This is a genomic window from Kribbella flavida DSM 17836 (assembly GCF_000024345.1).
Taxonomy (GTDB): domain Bacteria; phylum Actinomycetota; class Actinomycetes; order Propionibacteriales; family Kribbellaceae; genus Kribbella; species Kribbella flavida.
The window spans coordinates 1096359-1117868 of record NC_013729.1 but is presented as its reverse complement, the minus strand read 5'-3'; the positions used below and the strand labels follow the sequence as shown (position 1 = coordinate 1117868).

The following is a 21510-nucleotide window of genomic DNA, read 5'->3' as shown; positions in this document are numbered from 1 at the left end:
CGTCTGGTCCTCCGCCGGCGTGGTTAGGGCGTGGAGGGACCAGATGACCACCGATGACGGACCACCGGATTTCGACACCTGGGTGTCGCACCGGGGTGCCGGGTTGTTGCGGTTCGCCTATCTGGTGACCCGGGACCGCGGCCGGGCCGAGGAGGCGGTCCAGGACGCGCTGGTCGCGGCGTACCCGCGATGGTCGCGGATCGGCGCCGACCCCGACGCCTACGTCCGGCGCTGCATCGTGAACGCCGACATCTCCCGCTGGCGGCGGTTCTTCCGGCGGGAGACCCCGGTCGACGACCCGGCCGTCTTCGTCGACCTCGGCGAACCGGCCGTCGGCGGATCCACCACCGGCGCCGACCACGCGGTGTTGCACGCCGATGCCGACGCGGTCTGGCGGTTGTGCGCCTCACTACCCACCCGGCAGCGTGCTGCCGTCGTCCTGCGCTACTACGAAGGCCTGCCCGACGCGGAGATCGCCGAGGTTCTCGGCTGCACCGCGGCGACGGTCCGCTCCCAGATCCACCGTGCCCTCGGTTCCCTGCGAGCCACCCTGAAGGAGGTCGAGCGGCTGTGAGCGATCCCGCAAAGAACCCGACCGACGACCCGGCGACCGGCGCGCTGATCACCCGCGCCCTGTCCACCCACGCGGACTCCGCGCCCGCCGACGACACTCTGCTGACCGACGTCCACACCCGCCTGCGCCGACGGCGGGTGGCCCGCACCGCCTCAGCCGTCGTCCTGGCGTGCGCCGCGGTCGCGACGACGATCACCGGCATCGGTGCTCTTGGCAACGACACGTCGGGGCCGCCTGCCGCCACCTCCCAGCCGGCCGCCGACGGCTGGCACTGGGAGTCGTACAGGACGGTGCAGGTGCAGGTGCCCGACGGGTGGGCGGATTCCAGCTACAGCCACCTGTGGACCTGCCCGGACCGCGAGATCCTCGCCGCCGCAGGCACGCCGACAGACCGCCCGGCCCCCCGCCGGCAGCCTCTCGTCGGGCGCCCCTATCGCGGCGCGGTCTTCACGATCGACTGTGGACCGGTCTCCCCTCTGCCGGAACGGGTTCCGCACCTGTGGTTCGGCGAGGGCAACCGGACGACCGGGGTGACGCAGTACGACCACGGCTGGGCGGACGAGGTCCGCATCGTCAACGGGATCCGGCTCACCGTGTTCAGCAACGATCCCGCGCTGCGCCGGCGCATCCTGGACTCCGCGGAGCCGATCGGCACCACCGACGCCTACGGCTGCGCGCCGACGGCGCCCGACTTCCTGGCCGCCGGCCGGCCACCGAGCGGTCCGGGCCTGACCGGAATCGGCGAGGTGAGCTCGATCAAGGTCTGTGCGTACGCCTTCGACTCTCGCGCCGGGGGCCCCGCACTGTCGGCCGGCGACGAGATCACCGGCGACCAGGCGCGACGGTTGACCGACGCCCTGCGTGCCGCGCCGGAGGGCTCGGGACCGAATGAGCCCTACAACTGCCGGACACCGGACGAGCGGGACGACATTCTGCTGACCCTGCGCGGCAGCGCGGGTGAGCAACAGGTCGCCCTCCGCCACTCGACCTGCGATTTCAACGGCATCGACGACGGAAGCACCCACCGCCGACTGACCAGGGCGGCGCTGCTGCCGCTGGTCGGCGCTGCGTACCCCCTGATGGGCAAGCCGATGGTCCTGGAGAGGTTGCCCCGATGAACAAGTCGTCGGCCAAGGGTTCGACCCGTCTCGTTGCCGTCGCGCTCACCGGCGCCGCAATCGCCGGACTGCTCGTCGGAGTGAACGTGCTGACCGCCCGAGAATCGGCCACTGCCGACGCCGAGCCACCTGTCGCGGCGCGGGTGGCGTCGTCGAAGGACGGCTGGCGCTGGGAGACCTACGGCACCGTCCAGTTGCAGGTGCCGAAGAGCTGGCGCCAGGAGCTGTGGGCTGGACCGCCTCAGTGCCCCGAGCACGACCGGGAGCCGGCGCCGGTCGTACTGCGGCCAGGCGGCGCTCGCCTGGCGATGCTCATCACCTGCCAGAGCCCCACGCCGACGGTCCACCAGATCGCCCCATCGGTGATCTTCGGCGGCACCGAGGCCGGCCTGGCCCGGCTCGCCGACGGCTGGATCCGGGAAACCCGGACCATCGGCGGCCAACTGATCACCGTGACCACCGGCGACAACGACCTCCGGCAGCGGATCTTCGCTTCCGCCGGCGTGATCGGCGCGGTCGACAGCTACGGCTGCGATCCCCGGACGGCACTGGCCAGGGCCGAGGTCCTGCGTCCGCCGTTTCAGGGCGGGCTCAAGGCGGTCGGCACCGTCACGTCGGTCAGCGTCTGCCGGTACTCCACCGGGAGACCAGAGCTGCTGTCCAGTTCTCGCCTCACCGGAGCCGCTGCGCAACGCTTGACCCGCGACCTGATCGCCGCCCCGGCCGGCACCGGCCCCACGGTCACCGAATCCCGCCTCTGCGGAACCGACCCCGGCGGAGAGGTGATCATCCTGCGGGTCCACGGCACGAACCGGAACCAGGACGTGATCTACCGCCACGGTGGCTGCCGCCACAACGGCACGGACGACGGCTCGACCCTTCGCCGACTGACCCCGGCCACCGCACGGCAGATCTTCATCGGCATTCATCTCCCGAACGGTGTCACCAATGTGCTCCACCAACTGCTGATCGGCACACCGCCGCCGGTCTACTGAAGGGCCTGCCATGCCACGAAGGACCTTCTACCGCGTCAGGGCGGCCGCGCTGACCGGCGCCGCGATCGCCGGCCTGCTGGTCGGCGCGACCGTGCTGACTGCACGGACCCCGCCCACCGCCGACGCCGTACCGGCCGGGGCCGAGCTCGGGACACCGGCACGGGATGGATGGCGCTGGGAGTCCTACCATCACGTCCAGCTCCAGGTCCCGGACAGCTGGCGTCGGTTGGCGCGGTTCGGGCCGTGAGCGTCTGCCGCTACTCCATGGCCGGTGTTCCCATCCCGCCGGCCGGTCGCACCGGCGATCCGTCGATGCGCGCGCCGCTGAAGGCCAGCACCCGGCTCATCGGCAGCGAGGCCGAGCGACTGGTTCGCAACCTGGTCGCCGCAGCTGTGGGCGTCGGGCCCACCACCGGCGATCCGACCTGCAGTTCCCACCCCGGCAACGACGTCGTCGTCCTCCGCGTCGACGGCAGCCACCACGACCAGGACGTCGTCTACCGCTACGACGGCTGCCGGCACAACGGCACCGACGACGGCTCGATCCTGCGCAAGGCAACGCCGCAGACCGCACAGCAGATCTTCGTCGGCGTACACCAACCGAACTCCGCCGGCTACGCCCTCTACGAACTCCTGCACGGCCCCGTGCCACCGTCCCTGCAGCCGAGATGAGCTGTTGCCGTAGGCCAACCGAGGCCCGCACGACCGCGTGGAAGGAACGCCCTCTCTGGTCTCCCCCGCTCAGACCGGGCAGGCGGTCGGCAGGCCGAGCGTCTCAGCGGAAGCGAGCAAGCGCCGGTCGTAGGTGACGAAGGCCGTGAGGTCGTCGGCGAGCACGGCATGGGCCGTCGCGAGGTGGATCGCGTCCAGCGGGCGGATCAACGGGTCGGCGTACGCCGCAGCCGTTGCCCGCACCTGCTCGTCGATCTCGTACACCGCCAGCCGAGACAGTACGGCCGGCACTGCCGCCAGGAGTGCGGGCTCCGTTCGCCGGAGCGCACGGGGCAGCTCGATCTCTGCCAGCGCGGAAGACACCAGCGGCAGGTCCATCCGGTCGTTCAGCCAGTCGGTCAGCGCGTCCGAGGGCACCTCGCGGCGAACCAGCTTCACCAGGGCCGCCGTGGCGAGGTAGATCATCAGGAGCGTTCCTCGTCGCGCAGTTGCTCGAGCAGGTCGCCCGACTGCTGCGTCGTTCGCACCTCGCCTTTCGGCCGTGGCAGCGGACCCGTCGAACGCGGTGGACGCAAGTTGCCGGTGGCCAGCAGCCGGCCGATCGGCGACGGGGCCGTTCGGCGCTCGGGCAGCCGTTGTCCACAGGGCAGTTTCAGCGGGGTGGCATCCGGAGGGCGCCGTCGAGGCGGATGACCTCGCCGTTGAGCAGCTGGTTGTCGAGGATGTGGGCGACCAGGGCGGCGTACTCGTCGGGGCGGCCGAGGCGGGCGGGGTGCGGGACCTGCTGCTCCAGGACGGTACGGGCGTCCTCGGGCAGGCCGGCCAGCATCGGGGTCTCCATCGTGCCGGGGGCGATGGTGACGACGCGGATGCCCTTGTCGGCCAGGTCGCGGGCGGCGGTCAGGGTGAGTCCGACGATGCCGCCCTTGCTGGCCGCGTACGCCGCCTGACCGATCTGGCCGTCGTACGCGGCGATCGAGGCGGTCATCACGACCACGCCGCGGTCGCCGTCGTCGCCGGCCGGCAGCGCGACCATCCGCTCGGCGGCGAGCCGGAGCACGTTGAAGGTGCCGACCAGGTTGACCTCGACCACCTGCCGGAAGGTTGCCAGCGGCAACGGACCCTTGCGGCCGACGACCCGGCCGGGGGTGGCGATGCCGGCGCAGGTGACGACCACCCGCAGGTCACCGAGCTCGGCGGCGGCGTCGAGGGCAGCGACGACGGCGGCCTCGTCGGTGACGTCGGTGGGCGCGAAGACGACGCGCTCCCCCAGCTCGTCGGCGATGCGCTTGCCCGCCGACGACGGCAGGTCGCAGATCACCACGGCGACCCCGGCGGCGGCGAGCCGGCGTACGGTCGCCTCGCCGAGACCGGAGCCACCGCCGGTGACCAGGGCAACGTCGTTCGGGCCGAGCTTCATCGAGACACACTCCTGAGCAGGTCGCGGCTGATCACCAGGCGCTGGATCTGGTTGGTTCCTTCGAAGATCTGCGTCACCTTGGCCTCGCGCATGTAGCGCTCGGCCGGGAAGTCGCGGGTGTAACCGTAGCCACCGAGCACCTGGACCGCGTCGGTGGTCACCTTCATCGCGGCGTCGGTGCAGACCAGCTTGGCGATCGCCGCCTGCTGGGTGAACGGCCGGCCGAGGTCGCGCCGCCGGGCCGCCTGCAGGTACGTCGCCCGGGCGGACTCCACCGCGGCGGCCATGTCGGCGAGCAGGAACTGCAGCCCCTGGAAGTCCGCGATCGCGTGCCCGAACTGCTTGCGCTCCAGCGCGTACGCCGCCGCGCAGTCCAGCGCCGCCTGCGCCAACCCCACCGCGCAGGCGGCGATGCCCAGCCGGCCCGAGTCGAGGGCGGACAGCGCGATCCGCATCCCGTCGCCCTCGGCGCCGATCAGGTGCGCGGCCGGCACCCGGACCCGGTCGTAGTTGACCAGCGTGGTGGTCGAGCCGGTCAGGCCCATCTTCCGCTCGGGCGCGCCGAAGCTCAGGCCGTCGGTCGAGGCCGGCACGTGGAAGGCGGAGATCCCGTGCTTGGCATCGGCCGACGTGCGGGCGAACGTGGTGTAGAAGTCGGCCTGCGAGCCGTGCGTGATCCACGCCTTGGTCCCGGTCAGCACGTACTCGTCGCCGTCGCGGACCGCCTTGGTGGTCATCGCGCTGATGTCGGACCCGGCTTGCGGCTCCGACAGCGCGTACGCGCCGAGCAGCTCGCCGCCGATCATGTCCGGCAGCAGCTGCTCCCGCTGCTCATCGGTGCCACGGGTCGCCACCGCGTAGCTGGTCATCGTGTGCACCGACAGGCCGACGCCGACCGACATCCAGGCCGCCGCGATCTCCTCCAGCATCTGCAGGTAGACCTCGTACGGCTGGTCGGCGCCGCCGTACTGCTCCGGGTACGGCAGTCCGAGCAGCCCGGCCTTGCCGAGGGTCCGGAAGGCGGTCCGCGGGAAGGTCTCGGTCTCCTCAGCCTGCGCCGCGTACGGCGCCAGCTCGTGCTCGCACAGGTCCCGGACCAGGGCCAGCAGGTCGGTGGATTCCTCGGTGGGCAGCAGCCGGTCGACGGCCATCGGGCACCCCTCTCGGTGGGTGCTGAAACGGTACTCGTATTGATACTGAAGACTCAAGTCCAGTATCGTTCTATGCTGTCTCGATATGACAACAGTCGTCCCGGGACGCCGCACCCGCCGGCAGTCCGAGCTGCTCGACCGGCTTCTGTCGTTGTTCCTCACGCAGGGCTTCAGCAGGTTCACCCTGGACGACCTGGCCGCCGAACTGCGCTGCAGCAAGACCACCCTGTACGCGCTGGCGCCGAGCAAGGAGCAGCTCGCGGTCGAGGTGGTCAAGCACTACTTCAAGAACGCCACCGCCCAGGTCGAGGCGACGGTCGCCCGGCAGACCCGGCACGACCGCCGGATCGCCGCCTACCTGAACGCGGTCGCCGACGCGCTGCGGCCGGCCAGCCGCACCTTCCTCGACGACGTGTCGACCTTCGCGCCGGCCCGCTCGGTGTACGAGCGCAACACCCGGATCGCCGCCGACCGGGTCCGTACACTGATCGAGGACGGCATCGCCAGCAAGACGTTCCGCCAGGTCGACATCGGCTTCGCCGCCGAGATGGTCGCCCACACCATGCAGGCGATCCAGCGCGGGGACATCGCCCGCCGTACCGGCCTGAACGACGCCGAGGCCTACCGCGAGCTCGCCTCGTTCGTGCTGCACTCCCTGCGGGTCGACTGACACCGCTCAGAGGCCGGCGATCAGCTCGGTCAGTTCCGCCCGGCGACGGTCGTCACCGGCGGCGGTGAACACCTCCAGCGCCTGCTGCCAGACCGCCCGCGCCTCGTCGCGCCGCCCGAGCGCGACCAGGACGTGGCCGCGGTGGATCGACAGCGGCTGCTGGGAGAGCCGGTCTTCCAGCCCGGCCAACTCCGCCAGGGCCGCGTCGGTGTACGCGAGCGCCTGCTTCGCGTCGCCTGTCGCCATCGCCATCTCGGACAGGTTCGCCAGCGCGCGGCCGGCGTGGTAGCCCGATTCGAGCTCTCGGTAGATTTCCAGCGCCTCCGTGGTGTGCTCGATGGCGTCGGCGATCGGCTCGACCAAGTCGAGCTCAGTTCCCCCCAGGTTGATCAAAGCGTGGGCCAGTCGGAGCCGCATGGACCGCTCGGTCGACGCCCGGGCCAGCTCCACCGCCTCGGTGGCGGCCTGCCGCGCCTCCTCACGCTGCCCGATGGTGCCCAACGCCGCCGTCAGGAAGGTAAGGGCGGCGGCCAGCAGCCTTGCGTTGCCGTGCAGCCGGGCCAGGTCGCACACCTTCTGCTGTTCCGCGATGGCGCCGGTCGGGTCCCCGGACAGGAAAAGCCCTCGCGCCCGGCGGAACCGGGCCCAACCGCGCAGCGCCGGGTCGCCGAGTTCATCGGCTGCCTGGACACCCAGCTCCGCGATCGCCAGCCACTCGACCGTGTCCGGATCGCGGTCCACGGTCTGCAGGTCGCAGAGCTCGGCGGTGAGTGCCACGACGCGCTCGTGGTCGCCACGCTCGGCGGCCGCGTGCACCAACCTCTGCACGGCCCCGTGCCGGCGCCGGTACCAGGCGAAGGCGTCGGGAAGTCCTTCGAACTCGAGCGGCTCGAGCGCGGTCCTGGGCTGGTAGTCCCGATCCCTGACCGCCCGGAGCAATGCGGTCCGCGCCGCGGCCGTGGTGAGGATGTACCAGTCGTCGAGGCGGGTCAGGGCGTCCTTGCGTTCCGGCTCCCGCTCGGCCAGCTCCGCGGCGAAGACGGCGAGCAGGTCGTGCAGGCGGTAGTGGTCCCGGCCGACGACCTGAAGCAGATGGACGGCCGCGAGCCGGTCCATCAGGCGGCGGGCGCGTTGCCGTGGCTCGCCGATCAGCGCGGCGGCGAGGTTCAGCTCGAAGTCCGGCGTCGGGTGCAGGCCGAGCAGTGCGAAGGCGCGGGCCTCCTGGCGGTCCAGAGCGTCGTACGACCAGGCCAGCACGGTGCGGAGGTCGGTGCTGGAGTCGTGCGAGTCGGAGAGCAGGTCGAGCCGGTCCTGCTGGGCCCGGAGCGCGGCAACCGTCGTACTGACTGGGCTGTCGTGGCGCGACGACTGCAGCGCGGCGATGGTCAGTGCGAGCGGGAGGTGTCCGCACAGTTCGGCCAGCTCTTCCAGGGCGGACCGGTCAGCCGGTACACCGAGGGTCGCTTCCAGCAGCTCGACGGACTCGGCCATCGACAGCAGTCGTACGGCGTGCCTCGACGCACCGTCCCGGACGGCCAGCCCGAGCAGCTCGTTGCGGCTGGTGACGATGGTCAGGCAGTCGCCACCGGGCAGCAGCGGGCGGACGTGGTCGGAGTCCCGGGCGTTGTCGAGGAAGACCAGCATGCGGCGGTCGCTGAGGACCGTGCGCAGCAGCGCGGTCCGCTCAGCCACGGTCGCGGGCACCGCACGGTCCGGTACGCCGGCCGACCGCAGCAACATCCCAAGGCCTGCAAGCGGCTCCAGCGGTTCGTCCGGCCCGTACCCACGCAGGTCAAGGTAGAGCTGACCATCGGGGTAGTCCGACGCTGTCCGGGTGGCCCATTGCAGGCCGAGCGTTGTCTTGCCGACTCCGCCGGGTCCGTGCAGTGCGATCGTCCGGGCCGACCGCGCCCGCATCCGGTCGAGGGCTGCGAGGTCGCCTGGCCGCCCGACGCAGCGGACCGGCGCCGGCGGGAGCTGCCGCGGTACCGGCCGACCTGCTGGTGGCGCTGCCGGAGCAGGAGCCGGGTCCGGCGCGAGCAGAGCGTGGTACAGCTGCTGCAGCTCGGCGGCGGGCGGTGTGCCCAGCTGGTCGGTGACGAGCAGACGGAGCTCCTCATAGCGGGACAGAGCCTCGGCCTGACGACCGGAGCGCTGCAGTGCGGTGAGCAGCCGCAGCCAGAGTGACTCGCGGAGCGGGTAGCGCGAGACCAGCTCATTCAGCTGCGGGATCCACTCCGCGGAGTCCTCCGCCAGGTCGATGCGTTGCTCGATCGCCGCCAGATGACGCTCGGTCAGGGCCGGCAGGTGCTCGTCCTGCAACGGGCCGGACGGTACGCCGGTGAACGGTTCTCCGGCCCACAGCTGCAGCGCCTCGTCCAGCAGCTTCGCCGCTGCGCCCGGAGCTGCCTGCGCGGCTTCCTCGGTCAGCCGCACGAACCGGGTCACGTCGACCTCGGCAGCCCCCGGCTCAAGCTGGTAGCCGCCAGGCACGGTCCGGATGGTGTCCTGGCCGAGGAGTTTGCGCAGTCGCCGGACGTTGTTGTGCAGCGCGCTCTTCGCGTTGCCCGGCAGACTTTCACCCCAGGTCAGGTCGATCAGCACGTCGACCGGAACCATCCGTGGCCCGGACACGGCGAGCGCCGCCAGCACCGACCGCTGCCGACCGGCGGGGACCTCGAGGACGTGGCGCTGCCGGCGGACTTCGAACGAGCCCAGCAGACGAATCCACAACGATGCTCCGGTCACTCCCGGTACCCCCTCGGTCGCGAACCGCCATTGTCCCGGATGCACCGGTCACCGCCGGGTTGCGGACACCGGTACGTTCATCGAATGCAGCTGCAGTTGGGGCCGCTCCTGCGGTACGTCGACGAGACGCGGGCCACCGTCTGGGTGGAGACGACCGAGCCGGGCGAGGTCGAGATCCTCGGCCACCGGGCCCGGACCTGGTCCGTGCACGGGCACCACTACGCGCTGGTGCTGATCGAAGGGCTCGAGCCGGCCACCAGTACGCCGTACGAGGTGCACCTGGACGGGAACCGGGTGTGGCCGCCGGCCGACTCGCCGTACGGGCCGAGCACGATCCGGACCCCGCGGGCCGACGGCACGTTCCGGCTGACCTTCGGGTCCTGCCGGCGGTCGGCGCCGTTCGACGAGCAGGGGTTCAAGGAGTTCGGCCCGGACGCGCTGGTCGCGCTGGCCGAGCGGATGGCCGGACGGGGCGGCGGATCGGGCGACGAGACGCCCGACGCGATCCTGCTGCTCGGGGACCAGGTGTACGCCGACGACCCGTCGGACGCCGTTCTGGAGCAGCTGCGGGCCGCGCACGGCGGCCGGCCGGGCTCGGAGGTGCAGGACGAGATCGGCAACTTCGAGGAGTACACCTGGCTGTACGACGACGCCTGGACGAACCCTGCGGTGCGCTGGCTGTTCTCGACCGTGCCACTGTGCATGCTGCTCGACGACCACGACCTGCGGGACGACTGGAACACGTCGCTGACCTGGCGCGAGTGGGTCACCAGCCAGCCGTGGTGGCACGACCGGGTGGTCGGCGCCTACGCGTCGTACTGGGTCTACCAGCACCTCGGCAACCTGTCGCCGGAGCAGCTGGCCCAGGACCCCACCTACGCGGCGATGCTGACGCTGACCGACGACGACGAGCGGACGGCGTACCTGGACTCCTTCGCCTGGAAGGCGGACGAGGACCCGGCGTCCACCCGGTGGAGCTACTACCGCGACTTCGGCGCGCGGGCCCACGGGGTCCGGCTGCTGGCGGTCGACTCGCGCTGCTCTCGGCACCTGGAACCGGACGACCGGGCCATGGTCGACGCGCACGAGTGGAAGTGGGTTCGCCGGCACACGGTCGAAGCGTCGCAGCCGATCCACCACCTGCTGCTCGCCTCCACGCTGCCGTTCCTGCTCGCGCCCGGGCTGCACCACCTGGAGGGCTGGGACGAGGCGATCTCGTCCGGCGCCTGGGGTCCGCGCGGCGCCCGGATCGGCGAGCGGATCCGGCAAGGGATGGACCTGGAGCACTGGGCGTCGTTCCGGAAGTCCTTCGACGACGTGACCGAGCTGCTGACCGACCTGGTCCGCGCCGAGGACCCGCCGGCCTCGATCCTGATGCTGTCCGGCGACGTGCACTGCAGCTACCTCGCCGAGGCGCGGCTGACCGGCGTACGGCATCCGGAGACGGCGATCCGGCAGTTGACGATGTCCCCCTTCCGCAACCCGATCCCCCAGCACGTGCGGGTGGCGAACAAGCTGCTGGACAGCCGGTGGCTGACGTTTCTGCTGCACAAGCTGGCCCGGTCGGCCGGGGTCCAGGACGTCGCGGCGACCTGGCGGACGGCGTACGGGCCGTGGTTCGACAACGGGGTGATGACGGTGACGATCGACGGCGAGGACTGGGAGGTCGAGGTGGAGCACGCCGACCTGTCCGGGAGCGGGCAAACCCTCGTCCGGACGCTGACGTACGGAGGATAACCCTCACGCTGAGAGATTGTCCGAATACTCAGCGAACAACTGGGTATGCCTTCCGGCGGTTGAGTCAAGGACGCACCCGCCCCGAGCGCGTCCTCATCGTGAGGAGGCACAACCATGCGTATTCGCCGTGCCGTGGCCCTGCTGGCAACCGCCGGTCTGGCCACCACCACCGTTCAGCTCGCAGCCCCGGCCAACGCGGCCCCGGGTGGCGAGGCACCCGCCGTCACCTCGGCGAGCAGCATCACCGCCACCCTGGCCAAGGAGGCGTCGATCCCGGGCACCGCCTGGATGACCGACGAGAAGTCCGGCCGCATCATCGTCTCGTACGACGACACCGTGAGCGGCGGCAAGTTCGCCGCTCTCACCGCCGTCACCAAGCGCTTCGGCAGCCAGGTCGTGCTGGAGAAGCTGCCCGGCGTACTCAGCAAGCGGATCAGCGGCGGACAGGCCATCTACGGTGGCGGCTACCGCTGCTCGCTCGGCTTCAACGTCCGCGACAGCGCCGGCACCTACTACTTCATCACCGCCGGCCACTGCACCAACTCGGCCAGCACCTGGTACGCCAACTCGTCGCAGTCCACCGTGCTCGGCACCCGGACCGGCAGCAGCTTCCCGGGCAACGACTACGGCATCGTCCGGTACAGCACGTCGTACACGAACCACCCCGGCAACGTGTACCTCTACAACGGCTCGTACCAGGACATCACCACGGCGGGCAACGCGTCCGTCGGCCAGGCCGTGCGCCGCAGCGGCAGCACCACCGGTCTGCGCAGCGGCTCGGTCACCGGCGTCAACGCGACGGTGAACTACCCCGAGGGCTCCGTCAGCGGCCTGATCCGCACCAACGTCTGCGCCGAAGGCGGCGACTCCGGCGGCTCACTGTTCGCCGGCTCCACCGCCCTGGGTCTGACCTCCGGCGGCAGCGGCAACTGCTCCACCGGCGGCACGACCTACTTCCAGCCCGTCATCGAGGTCCTCAACCGCTACGGCGTCAACGTCTACTGACCCGTCGCATCCGCGGCGCCCTCTGTCCCTCTCTGGGGCAGGGGGCGTTGTGCTGCGAACTGCCGTCTGGTCAGGCCGGCGCGAGGACCGGAAATCCCAGCTCGGCAGCAGCTCCGCTCAACTCCTTGTCGTACGTGACGAATTGCTCCAGGTCAGCACGGAACGGTTCCGCACTGGCGAGATGGATGGCGTCGAGAGAACCGAGCCGCGCCGTGCGGTAAGCCATCGCCCGAGCGAGCACGGTCGAGCTGAGGTCGACGACATAGATCCCGCGGACCGCTTGGCCGGTGAAGTACGGCACCTGCTGATGGTCGACGCCGGCCCGCAGCAACGTTCGGGTGATCTCCAACTTGGCCAGCTCGCTCGTGAGCAGTTCCGTGTCGGGCGGCAGCGCTTCGCGCCACTTGCGCAACGCGGCCGACTCCTTCTCCGGCTTGATGAACTTCAGCAGCGCACAAGCGTCCAGGTAGATCACCGACGCCGCTCCTTGTCGCGGTCCGAGATCAGCAGGTCGGAAAGGCTTTCGACCTCCGGTGCCAGCTCCAGCGCCAGATCCGGCATGCCGAACTCAGCCGGTGGAGCCACTTCGCCGGAGTCGATCATGTGCTGCAGCGTTGCGGGCTGTTCCTGCTCGGGAACGAGCCGGAGCACCGGCCGTCCGCGGTCGGTGACCACGATCGTCTCGCCGGCCCGGACGCGGGCCACCGCCTTCGACGGGTTCTGATTCAGTTCGCGCAGCCCGATGGTCACCATGACGCCAATGTACCTACCTGAGGTAGGTACATCAAGGCCACAGCGTCCGAGCTCACTGGGTGCGGCGGCGGGAGATTTCGTAGAGGGCTACGCCGGTGGCGATGCCGGCGTTGAGGGACTCGGTGGCCGACGTCATCGGGATGGAGACGATGAGGTCGCAGTTCTCGCGGACCAGGCGGGCCAGGCCTTTGCCCTCGGAGCCGACGACCAGGACGATCGGGTCGGTGGCGGCCTGGAGGTCGGGCAGCTCCACCTCGCCGTCCATGTCCAGGCCGATGACGAACAGGCCGGCGTCCTTGTAGGACTTCAGCGCGCGGTTCAGGTTGGTGGCGCGGGCGACCGGGATCCGGGCGGCGGCGCCGGCCGAGGTCTTCCAGGCCGACGCGGACACCGAGGCGGCGCGGCGCTCGGGGACCAGCACGCCGTGGGCGCCGAACGCCGCCGCCGAGCGGGTGATCGCGCCCAGGTTGCGGGGGTCGGTCACACCGTCCAGCGCGACGATCAGCGGCACCTGGTCGGCGTCGTACGCCGCGCGCAGCAGGTCGTCGGGATGGGCGTACTCGTACGGCGGGATCTGGATCGCGAGGCCTTGGTGCACGCCGTTGCTGGTGAGCCGGTCCAGCTCCTGGCGCGGCACCTCGAGCAGGGCGACGCCGCGCTCGACGGACAGCAGCAGCGCCTCCCGCAGCCGCGGGTCACGCTCGGTGCCCTCGGCAACATAGATCGCGCTGGCCGGTACGCCGGCGCGCAGCGCCTCGACCACCGGGTTGCGGCCGTAGACCCACTCGACGGTCGCGTCCGGGTCCTTGCGGGCCGGGCGGCGGCCCGCGGACCGCTCCTGCGCCTTGGCCTTCGCCTTGGCCCGCTTGTACGCCGGGTGCTTGACCCGCTCCTCGGCCTTCGGGGTCGGGCCCCTGCCCTCGAGCCCGCGGCGGACCCGGCCACCGGATCCCGCGGTCGGGTTGCCGCGCGCCTTCTTGCGGATCGCGCCCTTGCGTTGACTGCTGCCTGGCATCGGTTCAGTTTCCTTCGGTGGTTTTCGGCGCAATGGTCCAGCGCGGCCCCTGCGGGGTGTCCTCGACGACGACGCCGAGCGCCTTGAGCCGGTCGCGGATCTGGTCCGAGGCGGCGTAGTCCTTGCGTTCCCGGGCCGCTTGGCGCTGGTCCAGCAACGCCTGCACCAGCCCGTCGACGACCTCGGTCAGCTCGTCGGTCGTCCCGGTCCGCGACACCCACGGCTCGGCCAGCGGGTCGAGCCCGAACACGTCGAGCATCGAGCGGACCGTGGCCAGCGTCTCCCGCAGGGCGGGTGAATCCCCGTCCGCGAGCAGCTTGTTGCCGTCCCGCACGGTGGTGTGCAACACCGCCATCGCGGCCGGCGTGCCCAGGTCGTCGTCCATCGCGGCGACGAAGTCGGCCGGCAGCTCGACGGCGGCCGGGTCGACGCGGTCGGCCGCGCCGGTCAGCTCGGTCGCCCGGGTGACGAAACCCTCGATCCGCTGGAAGCTGGTCGCGGCCTCGTCCAGCGCGCCGAAGGAGAACTCCACCACCGAGCGGTAGTGCGACTGGACCAGGTAGAACCGCAGCTCGATCGGGCGGACCCGCTCGACGACGTTGCGCACGATCGCGCCGTTGCCCAGCGACTTGGACATCTTCTCGCCGGCCGCGGTGACGAGGGCGTTGTGCATCCAGAACCGGGCGAACTTCTGCCCGACCGCGGTCGACTGGGCCAGCTCGTTCTCGTGGTGCGGGAAGCGCAGGTCCAGGCCGCCGCCGTGGATGTCGAACTCGCCGCCGAGGTACTTGCCGGCCATCGCCGAGCACTCCAGGTGCCAGCCCGGCCGGCCGCGGCCCCACGGGGTCGGCCAGGAGGCGGTCAGCGGCACGCCCTCGGTGTGGCCCTTCCAGAGCGCGAAGTCGCGCGGGTCCCGCTTGCCGCGCGGGTCCGCGTCCTCGGCGGCCTCCATGTCGTCGATCTTCTGGTTCGACAGCTCGCCGTAGGCCGGCCAGGACTTCACGTCGAAGTAGACGTCGCCGGAGCCGTCCTGCGCGACGTACGCGTGGCCGCCGTCGATCAGCTGCTGGATCATCTCCAGCATCTCCGGGATGTGTCCGGTCGCGCGCGGCTCGTACGTCGGCGGGCGGCAGCCCAGCACGTCGTAGGCCCAGTGCAGCTCGCGCTCGAACTCGTACGCGTGCGCCCACCACGGGATCTCGCGCTCGGCCGACTTCGCCAGGATCTTGTCCTCGATGTCGGTCACGTTCGCGATCACGGTGACCTGGTAGCCGGAGCGCTCCAGCCAGCGCCGCAGGACGTCGAACACGACCTCCTTGTAGATGTGCCCGACGTGCGGCGCACCCTGCACCGTCAGCCCACAGTGGTAGATCCCGACCTTGCCCGGATGGACCGGTACGAAATCCCTCACTGCTGCCGTCGCGGTGTCGTACAAGCGAAGTGTCACCGATCAAGGGTAACGGTGTTTCGAGACTGCTCTTGACAATTCTCCCCAGGCAGGACCCGGCTCCGGCGGACCCTCCGGCGGCTACCGTCTGCGTCGAAGGAGGGAACCTTGTCGAACCAGCAGCCCCCGTACGGCCCGCCGCAGCCGCCGTACCAGCCCCAGCAGGGACCGCAGTACGGGCCGCCGCCGCAGTATGGGCAGCCGCAGCAGTACGGGCAGCCGCAGTACGGGCAGCCGCAGTACCAGGGGCCGCAGCCGTACCAGCCGCAGTACCCGCAGTACGGCGGTCAGCAGTTCGGCCCTCCGCCGGGTGGTCCCGGCTTCGGCTGGGGGCCGCAGTTCGGCCAGCAGCCGCCGAAGCGCAAGAAGAGCAAGGCCTGGATCGCGGTGCCGATCGTGCTCGGCTTCGCCCTGGTGGCCGGGCTGTGGACGATCGGCGTGATCAACAAGCACAACCGGCACAAGGACTACGCCCAGCCGCAACCGCAGCCGACGTACAGCTACCCAGCGCCCAGTGAGCAGCCCGGATCGCCCGACCCCAGCGCCCCGGTCACCCAACCGACCTCCCGGCCGACGGTCCCGCGGCCGACCCGGACCACGCCGCCCCCGCCGCGGGAGCCGACCGCGTGGGAGGTCGCCTCCCGGGACAAGATCTACCGGGTCGGGGTCCAGCGAGGCGCGGGGTGCCGGGAGCCCCGGGTGCAGGCCTCCAGCGTGGCCGGTGCGCGCTCCTACTACCTGCCGGTCAAGGCGTGCCTGGACCGGGCCTGGCGGCCCCAGCTGGGGGCGGCGGGCGACCCGTTCCGGTCCCCGAACCTGGTGGCGATGTCCGGGCCGGCCATCTCGCCGTGCGGCGGCGGCGCTCCCAGCGCGTTCTACTGCTCGGCGAACGAGACCATCTACATGGACGCGGTCGATGACGTGAAGCTCTACCGCCGGTCCTCCCACCCGCAGTCGCGCGCGTTCCACCGGGCGGCGATGCTCGACACGCTCGCGCACGAGTACGGCCACCACGTGCAGTACCTCAGCGGCACGCTCAGGGCCTACCGGAAGCTGGCCTACGAGGCACCCACCCGGGCGAAGGAGCTGGAGCTCGCCCGGCGCAAGGAGCTGCAGGCCACCTGCTTCGGCGCGATCTTCATCGGGGCGAACCGGCAGAGCTATCCGGTGACCGGCAGCCTCAAACGGCAGTGGAACTGGCTCACCGCGAACTCCGGCGACGAGTACGCCCCGGTCCGCGACCACGGCAGCCGGGAGGTCCAGCCGTACTGGGTGAACCGCGCGTTCAACAGCCGCAACCTCGCCGCCTGCAACACCTTCACCGCCACCTCCGACAAGGTCCGCTGACCACGACTGTCAACATTTCACGAGATAGCCGATGATCGGCGGTTATTTCCTACCTCCGAACGGGTAAGACCCCCGCGAGCGCTCATTCCCGCCCCTTTGTGCTCTCTGTGGAGGTCCCTCGTGAAGTCCCTCGTCACGGGTGCCGCCGTCACGCTCGGCCTGCTCCTGGCCCCGCTCACCGGCTCCACCCTCGCCACCGCGCGCCCCGACGCGCCGCACCAGCCCACCCCCGAAGCCCGTGCCCACGGCATCACCCGCGCCGGTGAGGCGTTCATGGGCTGGCGCCAGTCGACGCCCAGCACCACCGCGCCCACCACTGCGATCGCCCCGGCCGCGATGGCCCCGGCCGCCACGGTCGAGGGCATCGACGTCTCCAGCCACCAGGGCAACGTCAACTGGGCGTCGTGGTGGAACGCCGGCAAGCGGTTCGCCTACGTGAAGGCGACCGAAGGCAACTACTACACGAACCCGTACTTCGCCCAGCAGTACAACGGTTCCTACAACGTCGGCATGATCCGCGGCGCGTACCACTTCGCCACCCCCGACGACTCCAGCGGCGCCAACCAGGCCAACTACTTCGTCGACCACGGCGGCGGCTGGTCCCGGGACGGCCGGACCCTGCCCGGCGCGCTCGACATCGAGTACAACCCGTACGGCGCGACCTGCTACGGCAAGACCCAGGCCGGCATGGTGAGCTGGATCCGGGACTTCCTCACGACGTACAAGTCCCGTACCGGCCGGGACGCCGTCATCTACACCAACCTCGACTGGTGGAGCCGGTGCACCGGCAACAGCACCGCCTTCAACGGCACCAACCCGCTCTGGGTGGCCCGGTACGCCTCGGCGCCGGGGACTCTGCCGGGCGGCTGGCCCTACTACACGTTCTGGCAGTACAGCTCCAGCCCGATCGACCAGAACCGCTTCAACGGCGACCAGACCCGGCTGGTGGCACTCGCCAACGGATGAACCGCGCACCGCGGCGCCCGGTTAAACCGGGTGCCGCGGTCCGGCATTGGGCCTATCGTCACGGCATGCCCTTCTCGCTGCCGATCGAGACCGACCGACTGATCCTGCGCCGCTACACCGAGGCCGACTACGACGATCTGCTGAAGCTGCAGTCGAACGACGACGTGGCCAGGTTCCTGCTCTACGACGCGAAGACGCCCGAGCAGGTCCGGGAGTCGCTGGCCGGCCGTCTGGCCGACGTCGCGATGGACACCGACGGCCAGGCGCTCACGCTGGCCGCCGTGCTCCGGGAGACCGGGCAGCACCTCGGCGAGGTGACGCTGTTCGTGCACTCCGCGGAGCACCGCAGCGGCGAGATCGGCTTCGTCTTCCACCCGGAGTCGCACGGCCACGGGTACGCCTCGGAGGCGTCCGTCGAGCTGCTCCGGCTCGGCTTCGAGCAGCTCGGGATGCACCGGATCATCGGCCGCCTGGACCACCGCAACACCAGCTCGGCGAACCTGCTGCGCCGGCTCGGGATGCGGCAGGAGGCGCACTTCGTCCGCAACGAGTTCCTCAAGGGCGAGTGGACCGACGAGCTGGTCTTCGCGATGCTCGCCGACGAGTGGACGCGTCGCAGTAAGTAACTTACCGAACTGGCGTTATTTACGGCACGCGTTCACCGAGACAGCCGCTCGCCGGGGGTCTACCGTCGAAGCATGACCGCCACCCGACCTCTCGCCGCCCTGATCACCGGGGTGGTCGTGCTGAGCCTCACCGCCGTACCCGGCGAGGCCGCCAAGGTGCCGCTGACCAGCGACATCTCCTACCGCGCCTGGTCGTCGACCGCCGACTTCCTGGCCGGTGACCACCAGGGCACCACCGTGACCGACGGCAGCCTGACGTTCGGCACGGCCACCGGGACCACGGCGTACGTCGACCCGTTCGGCGACGGCTCGGCCAAGAGCTACGACCGGACCAGCTGGACGTCGCCCGAAGTGCGGCCCGGCTTCGGCCTGACCGAGCTGATCGCCTCGTGGAACGCGACCACCCCGCCGGGCACCTGGGCCGAGGTGTCGATGGCCGGCCGCACCGACCTCGGGACGACCACCAAGTGGTACGTGCTGGGTCGGTGGAGCAGCGGGGACGACACGGCGGCCGGCGACATCCACCGCACGTCCGTGCCGAGCCAGGGCGACACCAACGGCTCCGTTGCCGTCGACACCTTCGTCGCCGCGACCGGCCGCACGCTCAACAGCTGGCAGCTCAAGGTGACGCTCTACCGTCTCAGCGGGACGAGCGCGACGCCCACTGTCCGCTCGGTCGGCGCGATGGCGTCCCACTTGGCCGAGCAGAAGAAGGTTCCGGTGAGCCCGCTCGGCGGGGCGCAGGGCACGGTGCTCGACGTCCCGACGTACTCGCAGGAGACGCACATCGGGCACTACCCGCAGTGGGACGGCGGCGGTGAGGCCTGGTGCTCCGCGACGTCGACCGCGATGGTGCTCGACTACTACGGCGCCGGCCCGACCGCGGCCGAGACCGCGTGGGTCGACCCGGCCGACGCGGACCCGCAGGTGGACCACGCCGCCCGGTCGGTCTTCGACTACGCCTACGACGGCGCCGGCAACTGGCCGTTCAACACCGCGTACGCCGGGACGCGGGGGCTGGACGCGTTCGTCACCAGGCTCCGGTCGCTGACCGAGGCCGAGCAGTTCATCAAGGCCGGCATCCCGCTGGTGGCGTCGCTGTCGTTCAAGAAGGGCGACCTGCCGGGCGCCGGCTACGGCACGAACGGACACCTGATGGTGATCGTCGGCTTCGCCCCGAACGGCGACGTGGTGGTCAACGACCCGGCCTCGCACCTGATCCCGAGCAACGACCAGGTCCGCACGACGTACGACCGGGAGGCGTTCGAGAACGCCTGGGTGCCGCACTCGGGCGGCCTGGTCTACGTGATCCACCCGGCCGGCACACCGCTGCCCGCGACGGTTGCCCAAAGCAACTGGTGACGCCCTTGACCCCGCCGCGCGCCGCGAAGCGCGCGGCGGAGGTCAGCGGGTGAAGAGCGCGCCGGTGAGGTTGGTGGTGAGGTTGCGCAGCGAGTCCGGCAGGTACTGCAGGTGCCAGCCGCGGGGACCCCGGTACCAGTGGAAACCTTCGTCCGCGCTGTCGTCGACGTCCGTGGCCACCAGGGCGTCGATCCAGCGCTCCGAGCCGCCGAGCACGACGGCGTACGGCAGGGCACGGGAGCACAGCTCGGCGTGCTGGTCGCTGGGCAGCTCGCTGACGTCCATCTCCAGCAGCTCGCCGCGGATCGCCGCCACCTGACCGAGGACCCGGCCGGCGGCGGGCGCCTTGGCCGGCATGTGCCGCCCGACGGCGAGCAGGCCGACGCCGACGGCGGTGATCGCGATGCCGAGCAGCCCCCAGGTGCTGAACAGGGCGAGCAGCACGGTCAGGATCACACCGAGCACGGTGACGCCGATGCCGATGGTGGCCCACAGCGAGCGGGTGCGGTCCGGCCGCTCGGTGAACCAGCCGCGCTTCACCACGCCGTCGTACAGGGCGTCCTGGACCTGGCCGAGGTTGGCCCGGACCTGCTTGCCGAGCTCGGAGACCAGGACCGTGTCGTTGTCGCCGAAGATCGCCCGCAGCAGCACGTTCTCGTAGCGCTGCAGCTGCTCGGCCGGCGCGTGCGCGACCCGCTTGAGCTCCCAGTCCGGCCGGGCGAACTCCGTCGCGTGCTCCAGCTCGGTGATCGTCAGGTGACCGCGCACCGCCAGGTCGATGATCGTCGCGGTCACGTCGACCGGGTCGATCCGCTCGTCGATCAGCGTGCCGACCTCGCCGGGCCGCAGGTCGGCCGGCGGGGTGAAGTCGATCCGGGCGTCCTGGCCGAGGCTGAACAGCGACGCCGGCACCACGCGGCGCGGGTCGACCTGGTCACGGCCGCGCAGCCGGTACAGGGCCAGCAGCGCGGCGGCGCCGAGCAGCAGCACCAGCAGCGCGGTGACCAGCTGCGCGGTGTCGGTCGAGAAGGCGCGCTGGAAGGTCTTGCGGTACTCCACGATCGCATTCGCCGCGATCTCGCCCTCGGGGAAGCCGACCGTCATCCGGACCGTGTTGCCGGGCGGCAGGCCCTGCTGGCGGAACGTCGGACCGGCCGTCTCGCCCAGCTGGGCCAGCGTGCACGGGTGGTTGCTGTCGACCGCGCCGGCGAAGCACGAGACGTGCGTGACCTGCGGCGTGCTGTAGACGATGCTCGCGTCCTGCACGGTCAGCGCGAGACCGGTCAGCGGCGTGAACCGCAGCTCGGTGCCGTTCAGCGTGGTCGCGACCGCGCCGCGCACGGTGTAGGTGAAGTCCAGCTGCGCGTCGCCGGAGACGTCCTCGACCGCGATCGAGGTGATGTCGCCCTCGGTGCTGACCTCGGCCTTCTTGGTCTCGCCACCGGCCTTCACCTGCAGGTCGGCGATCTCCTGCACGTGGTCGACGTCGTCGGGCAGGTGGTCACGGGTGAGCAGGAACCGGGTGAACGTCCCGGTCACGTTGCTCAGCTTCCACGACTCCGACACCTTCAGCGCGCCGTCGCGCTCGACCCGGACCTCGCTGTCGTAGTTCGTGACCACCGGGTCGGCGGTACCACTCAGACCGGAGGCACCGGCGGGGACACCGGTCCCGGCCAGGACTCCGAGAGCGCACAGGGACACCCCGAGCAGACGTAGACGCATCGCCCAATCACACCGTATCGAGAGGGTCAGGTTGGATCGGTCAACCGCGGTACGGCGTGCGGCGGCCGCTTGCACCGGGCACCCTACCGTGACTCGTGCCGACCGCAACGATCCGGCTGAGCCCGGTCTCGGATAGCGTCTGGGCGATGCGCGGCCGCGCCCCGGGCCGCGCCGGTGTCCGT

General features: G+C 71.0%; 21 protein-coding genes. 12 read left to right on the top strand and 9 right to left on the bottom strand.

The window, feature by feature from the left end; all coding sequences use genetic code 11:
* The first annotated feature begins 43 nt into the window (after nucleotides 1-43).
* From KFLA_RS05170 to KFLA_RS05150, 5 genes are read left to right on the top strand one after another with little or no spacing between them, the layout of a single operon-like run.
* A complete protein-coding gene (locus KFLA_RS05170) occupies nucleotides 44-574 on the top strand; it encodes a SigE family RNA polymerase sigma factor (protein WP_012918711.1) in 531 nt (176 codons plus the stop codon).
* Nucleotides 571-1692: a hypothetical protein gene (locus KFLA_RS05165; RefSeq protein WP_012918710.1), complete on the top strand. Its 1122-nt coding sequence runs from the start codon at nucleotides 571-573 to the stop codon at nucleotides 1690-1692. The genes KFLA_RS05170 and KFLA_RS05165 overlap by 4 nt, the downstream gene beginning before the upstream one ends.
* A complete protein-coding gene (locus tag KFLA_RS05160; protein ID WP_012918709.1) occupies nucleotides 1689-2687 on the top strand; it encodes a hypothetical protein in 999 nt (332 codons plus the stop codon). The genes KFLA_RS05165 and KFLA_RS05160 overlap by 4 nt, the downstream gene beginning before the upstream one ends.
* A 10-nt stretch (nucleotides 2688-2697) precedes the next feature.
* Nucleotides 2698-2934, top strand: a complete 237-nt coding sequence (locus tag KFLA_RS05155) for a hypothetical protein (RefSeq protein ID WP_012918708.1) — start codon at nucleotides 2698-2700, stop codon at nucleotides 2932-2934.
* A 17-nt stretch (nucleotides 2935-2951) separates the two neighbouring features.
* Entirely contained in the window at nucleotides 2952-3359 is a 408-nt protein-coding gene (locus KFLA_RS05150; RefSeq protein ID WP_148256551.1) for a hypothetical protein, read from the top strand.
* A gap of 69 nt (nucleotides 3360-3428) precedes the next feature.
* Here the strand turns inward: KFLA_RS05150 and KFLA_RS05145 are convergent, their stop codons facing one another.
* The 3 genes from KFLA_RS05145 to KFLA_RS05135 form a co-directional block, all read right to left on the bottom strand.
* A complete protein-coding gene (locus KFLA_RS05145) occupies nucleotides 3429-3824 on the bottom strand; it encodes a type II toxin-antitoxin system VapC family toxin (RefSeq protein WP_012918706.1) in 396 nt (131 codons plus the stop codon).
* A gap of 187 nt (nucleotides 3825-4011) precedes the next feature.
* Entirely contained in the window at nucleotides 4012-4779 is a 768-nt protein-coding gene (locus tag KFLA_RS05140; protein ID WP_012918705.1) for an SDR family NAD(P)-dependent oxidoreductase, read from the bottom strand.
* A complete protein-coding gene (locus KFLA_RS05135) occupies nucleotides 4776-5930 on the bottom strand; it encodes an acyl-CoA dehydrogenase family protein (RefSeq protein ID WP_012918704.1) in 1155 nt (384 codons plus the stop codon). The genes KFLA_RS05140 and KFLA_RS05135 overlap by 4 nt, the downstream gene beginning before the upstream one ends.
* A gap of 85 nt (nucleotides 5931-6015) precedes the next feature.
* Here KFLA_RS05135 and KFLA_RS05130 point away from each other — a divergent pair, with 85 nt between their 5' ends.
* The gene (locus tag KFLA_RS05130; protein WP_012918703.1) at nucleotides 6016-6600 is read left to right on the top strand and encodes a TetR/AcrR family transcriptional regulator; all 585 of its coding nucleotides are present in this window, start codon (nucleotides 6016-6018) and stop codon (nucleotides 6598-6600) included.
* 6 nt (nucleotides 6601-6606) lie between these two features.
* Here the strand turns inward: KFLA_RS05130 and KFLA_RS05125 are convergent, their stop codons facing one another.
* The gene (locus KFLA_RS05125) at nucleotides 6607-9333 is read right to left on the bottom strand and encodes an AfsR/SARP family transcriptional regulator (RefSeq protein WP_049797268.1); all 2727 of its coding nucleotides are present in this window, start codon (nucleotides 9331-9333) and stop codon (nucleotides 6607-6609) included.
* Nucleotides 9334-9432: 99 nt separating this feature from the next.
* Here KFLA_RS05125 and KFLA_RS05120 point away from each other — a divergent pair, with 99 nt between their 5' ends.
* Together KFLA_RS05120 and KFLA_RS05115 are read left to right on the top strand one after the other, a co-directional pair.
* Complete coding sequence (locus KFLA_RS05120; RefSeq protein WP_012918701.1) at nucleotides 9433-11085, top strand: DUF7800 domain-containing protein; 1653 nt, start codon at nucleotides 9433-9435, stop codon at nucleotides 11083-11085.
* A gap of 114 nt (nucleotides 11086-11199) precedes the next feature.
* Nucleotides 11200-12090 carry a S1 family peptidase gene (locus KFLA_RS05115; RefSeq protein ID WP_012918700.1) on the top strand — a complete coding sequence of 297 codons (891 nt, stop codon included), beginning with the start codon at nucleotides 11200-11202 and terminating at the stop codon, nucleotides 12088-12090.
* A gap of 70 nt (nucleotides 12091-12160) precedes the next feature.
* Here the strand turns inward: KFLA_RS05115 and KFLA_RS05110 are convergent, their stop codons facing one another.
* Genes KFLA_RS05110 through cysS form a run of 4 tightly spaced genes read right to left on the bottom strand, consistent with a single transcriptional unit; the run spans nucleotide 12161 to nucleotide 15305 of the window.
* Nucleotides 12161-12565, bottom strand: coding sequence for a type II toxin-antitoxin system VapC family toxin (locus tag KFLA_RS05110; protein WP_012918699.1), 405 nt, complete (start codon nucleotides 12563-12565; stop codon nucleotides 12161-12163).
* Nucleotides 12562-12843, bottom strand: coding sequence for a type II toxin-antitoxin system Phd/YefM family antitoxin (locus KFLA_RS05105; protein WP_012918698.1), 282 nt, complete (start codon nucleotides 12841-12843; stop codon nucleotides 12562-12564). Before KFLA_RS05105 ends, KFLA_RS05110 begins: the two co-directional genes overlap by 4 nt.
* 52 nt (nucleotides 12844-12895) lie before the next feature.
* Complete coding sequence (gene rlmB / locus KFLA_RS05100) at nucleotides 12896-13858, bottom strand: 23S rRNA (guanosine(2251)-2'-O)-methyltransferase RlmB (RefSeq protein ID WP_012918697.1); 963 nt, start codon at nucleotides 13856-13858, stop codon at nucleotides 12896-12898.
* A 4-nt stretch (nucleotides 13859-13862) separates the two neighbouring features.
* Nucleotides 13863-15305 (bottom strand): cysteine--tRNA ligase, encoded by a 1443-nt coding sequence (gene cysS / locus KFLA_RS05095; RefSeq protein WP_012918696.1) that lies wholly within the window; start codon nucleotides 15303-15305, stop codon nucleotides 13863-13865.
* A gap of 108 nt (nucleotides 15306-15413) precedes the next feature.
* Between cysS and KFLA_RS05090 the strand changes: the two genes are divergently transcribed.
* The 4 genes from KFLA_RS05090 to KFLA_RS05075 all read left to right on the top strand — a co-directional run bounded on the left by KFLA_RS05090 (nucleotide 15414) and on the right by KFLA_RS05075 (nucleotide 19606).
* Nucleotides 15414-16652 (top strand): neutral zinc metallopeptidase, encoded by a 1239-nt coding sequence (locus tag KFLA_RS05090; protein ID WP_012918695.1) that lies wholly within the window; start codon nucleotides 15414-15416, stop codon nucleotides 16650-16652.
* Between the two features lie 120 nt (nucleotides 16653-16772).
* The gene (locus KFLA_RS05085; RefSeq protein WP_012918694.1) at nucleotides 16773-17618 is read left to right on the top strand and encodes a lysozyme; all 846 of its coding nucleotides are present in this window, start codon (nucleotides 16773-16775) and stop codon (nucleotides 17616-17618) included.
* Between the two features lie 65 nt (nucleotides 17619-17683).
* A complete protein-coding gene (locus KFLA_RS05080) occupies nucleotides 17684-18244 on the top strand; it encodes a GNAT family N-acetyltransferase (RefSeq protein WP_041289153.1) in 561 nt (186 codons plus the stop codon).
* A 72-nt stretch (nucleotides 18245-18316) separates the two neighbouring features.
* On the top strand, nucleotides 18317-19606 hold the full coding sequence (locus KFLA_RS05075) for a peptidase C39 family protein (RefSeq protein ID WP_012918692.1): 1290 nt from the start codon (nucleotides 18317-18319) through the stop codon (nucleotides 19604-19606).
* Nucleotides 19607-19648: 42 nt separating this feature from the next.
* On the opposite strand, the gene KFLA_RS05070 is transcribed toward KFLA_RS05075, so the two are convergent.
* A complete protein-coding gene (locus KFLA_RS05070) occupies nucleotides 19649-21328 on the bottom strand; it encodes a DUF2207 domain-containing protein (protein WP_012918691.1) in 1680 nt (559 codons plus the stop codon).
* Between the last annotated feature and the right edge of the window lie 182 nt (nucleotides 21329-21510).

Excerpts from the sequence above, each read along its gene's own strand:
- KFLA_RS05070 (WP_012918691.1), bottom strand. The coding sequence starts at position 21,328 with ATGCGTCTACGTCTGCTCGGGGTGTCCCTGTGCGCTCTCGGAGTCCTG.
- KFLA_RS05140 (WP_012918705.1), bottom strand. The coding sequence starts at position 4,779 with ATGAAGCTCGGCCCGAACGACGTTGCCCTGGTCACCGGCGGTGGCTCC.
- KFLA_RS05155 (WP_012918708.1), top strand. The coding sequence starts at position 2,698 with ATGCCACGAAGGACCTTCTACCGCGTCAGGGCGGCCGCGCTGACCGGC.
- KFLA_RS05120 (WP_012918701.1), top strand. The coding sequence starts at position 9,433 with ATGCAGCTGCAGTTGGGGCCGCTCCTGCGGTACGTCGACGAGACGCGG.
- KFLA_RS05170 (WP_012918711.1), top strand. The coding sequence starts at position 44 with ATGACCACCGATGACGGACCACCGGATTTCGACACCTGGGTGTCGCAC.
- KFLA_RS05145 (WP_012918706.1), bottom strand. The coding sequence starts at position 3,824 with ATGATCTACCTCGCCACGGCGGCCCTGGTGAAGCTGGTTCGCCGCGAG.
- KFLA_RS05115 (WP_012918700.1), top strand. The coding sequence starts at position 11,200 with ATGCGTATTCGCCGTGCCGTGGCCCTGCTGGCAACCGCCGGTCTGGCC.
- KFLA_RS05160 (WP_012918709.1), top strand. The coding sequence starts at position 1,689 with ATGAACAAGTCGTCGGCCAAGGGTTCGACCCGTCTCGTTGCCGTCGCG.
- KFLA_RS05135 (WP_012918704.1), bottom strand. The coding sequence starts at position 5,930 with ATGGCCGTCGACCGGCTGCTGCCCACCGAGGAATCCACCGACCTGCTG.
- KFLA_RS05075 (WP_012918692.1), top strand. The coding sequence starts at position 18,317 with ATGACCGCCACCCGACCTCTCGCCGCCCTGATCACCGGGGTGGTCGTG.
- KFLA_RS05130 (WP_012918703.1), top strand. The coding sequence starts at position 6,016 with ATGACAACAGTCGTCCCGGGACGCCGCACCCGCCGGCAGTCCGAGCTG.
- KFLA_RS05080 (WP_041289153.1), top strand. The coding sequence starts at position 17,684 with ATGCCCTTCTCGCTGCCGATCGAGACCGACCGACTGATCCTGCGCCGC.
- KFLA_RS05105 (WP_012918698.1), bottom strand. The coding sequence starts at position 12,843 with ATGGTGACCATCGGGCTGCGCGAACTGAATCAGAACCCGTCGAAGGCG.
- rlmB (WP_012918697.1), bottom strand. The coding sequence starts at position 13,858 with ATGCCAGGCAGCAGTCAACGCAAGGGCGCGATCCGCAAGAAGGCGCGC.
- KFLA_RS05150 (WP_148256551.1), top strand. The coding sequence starts at position 2,952 with ATGGCCGGTGTTCCCATCCCGCCGGCCGGTCGCACCGGCGATCCGTCG.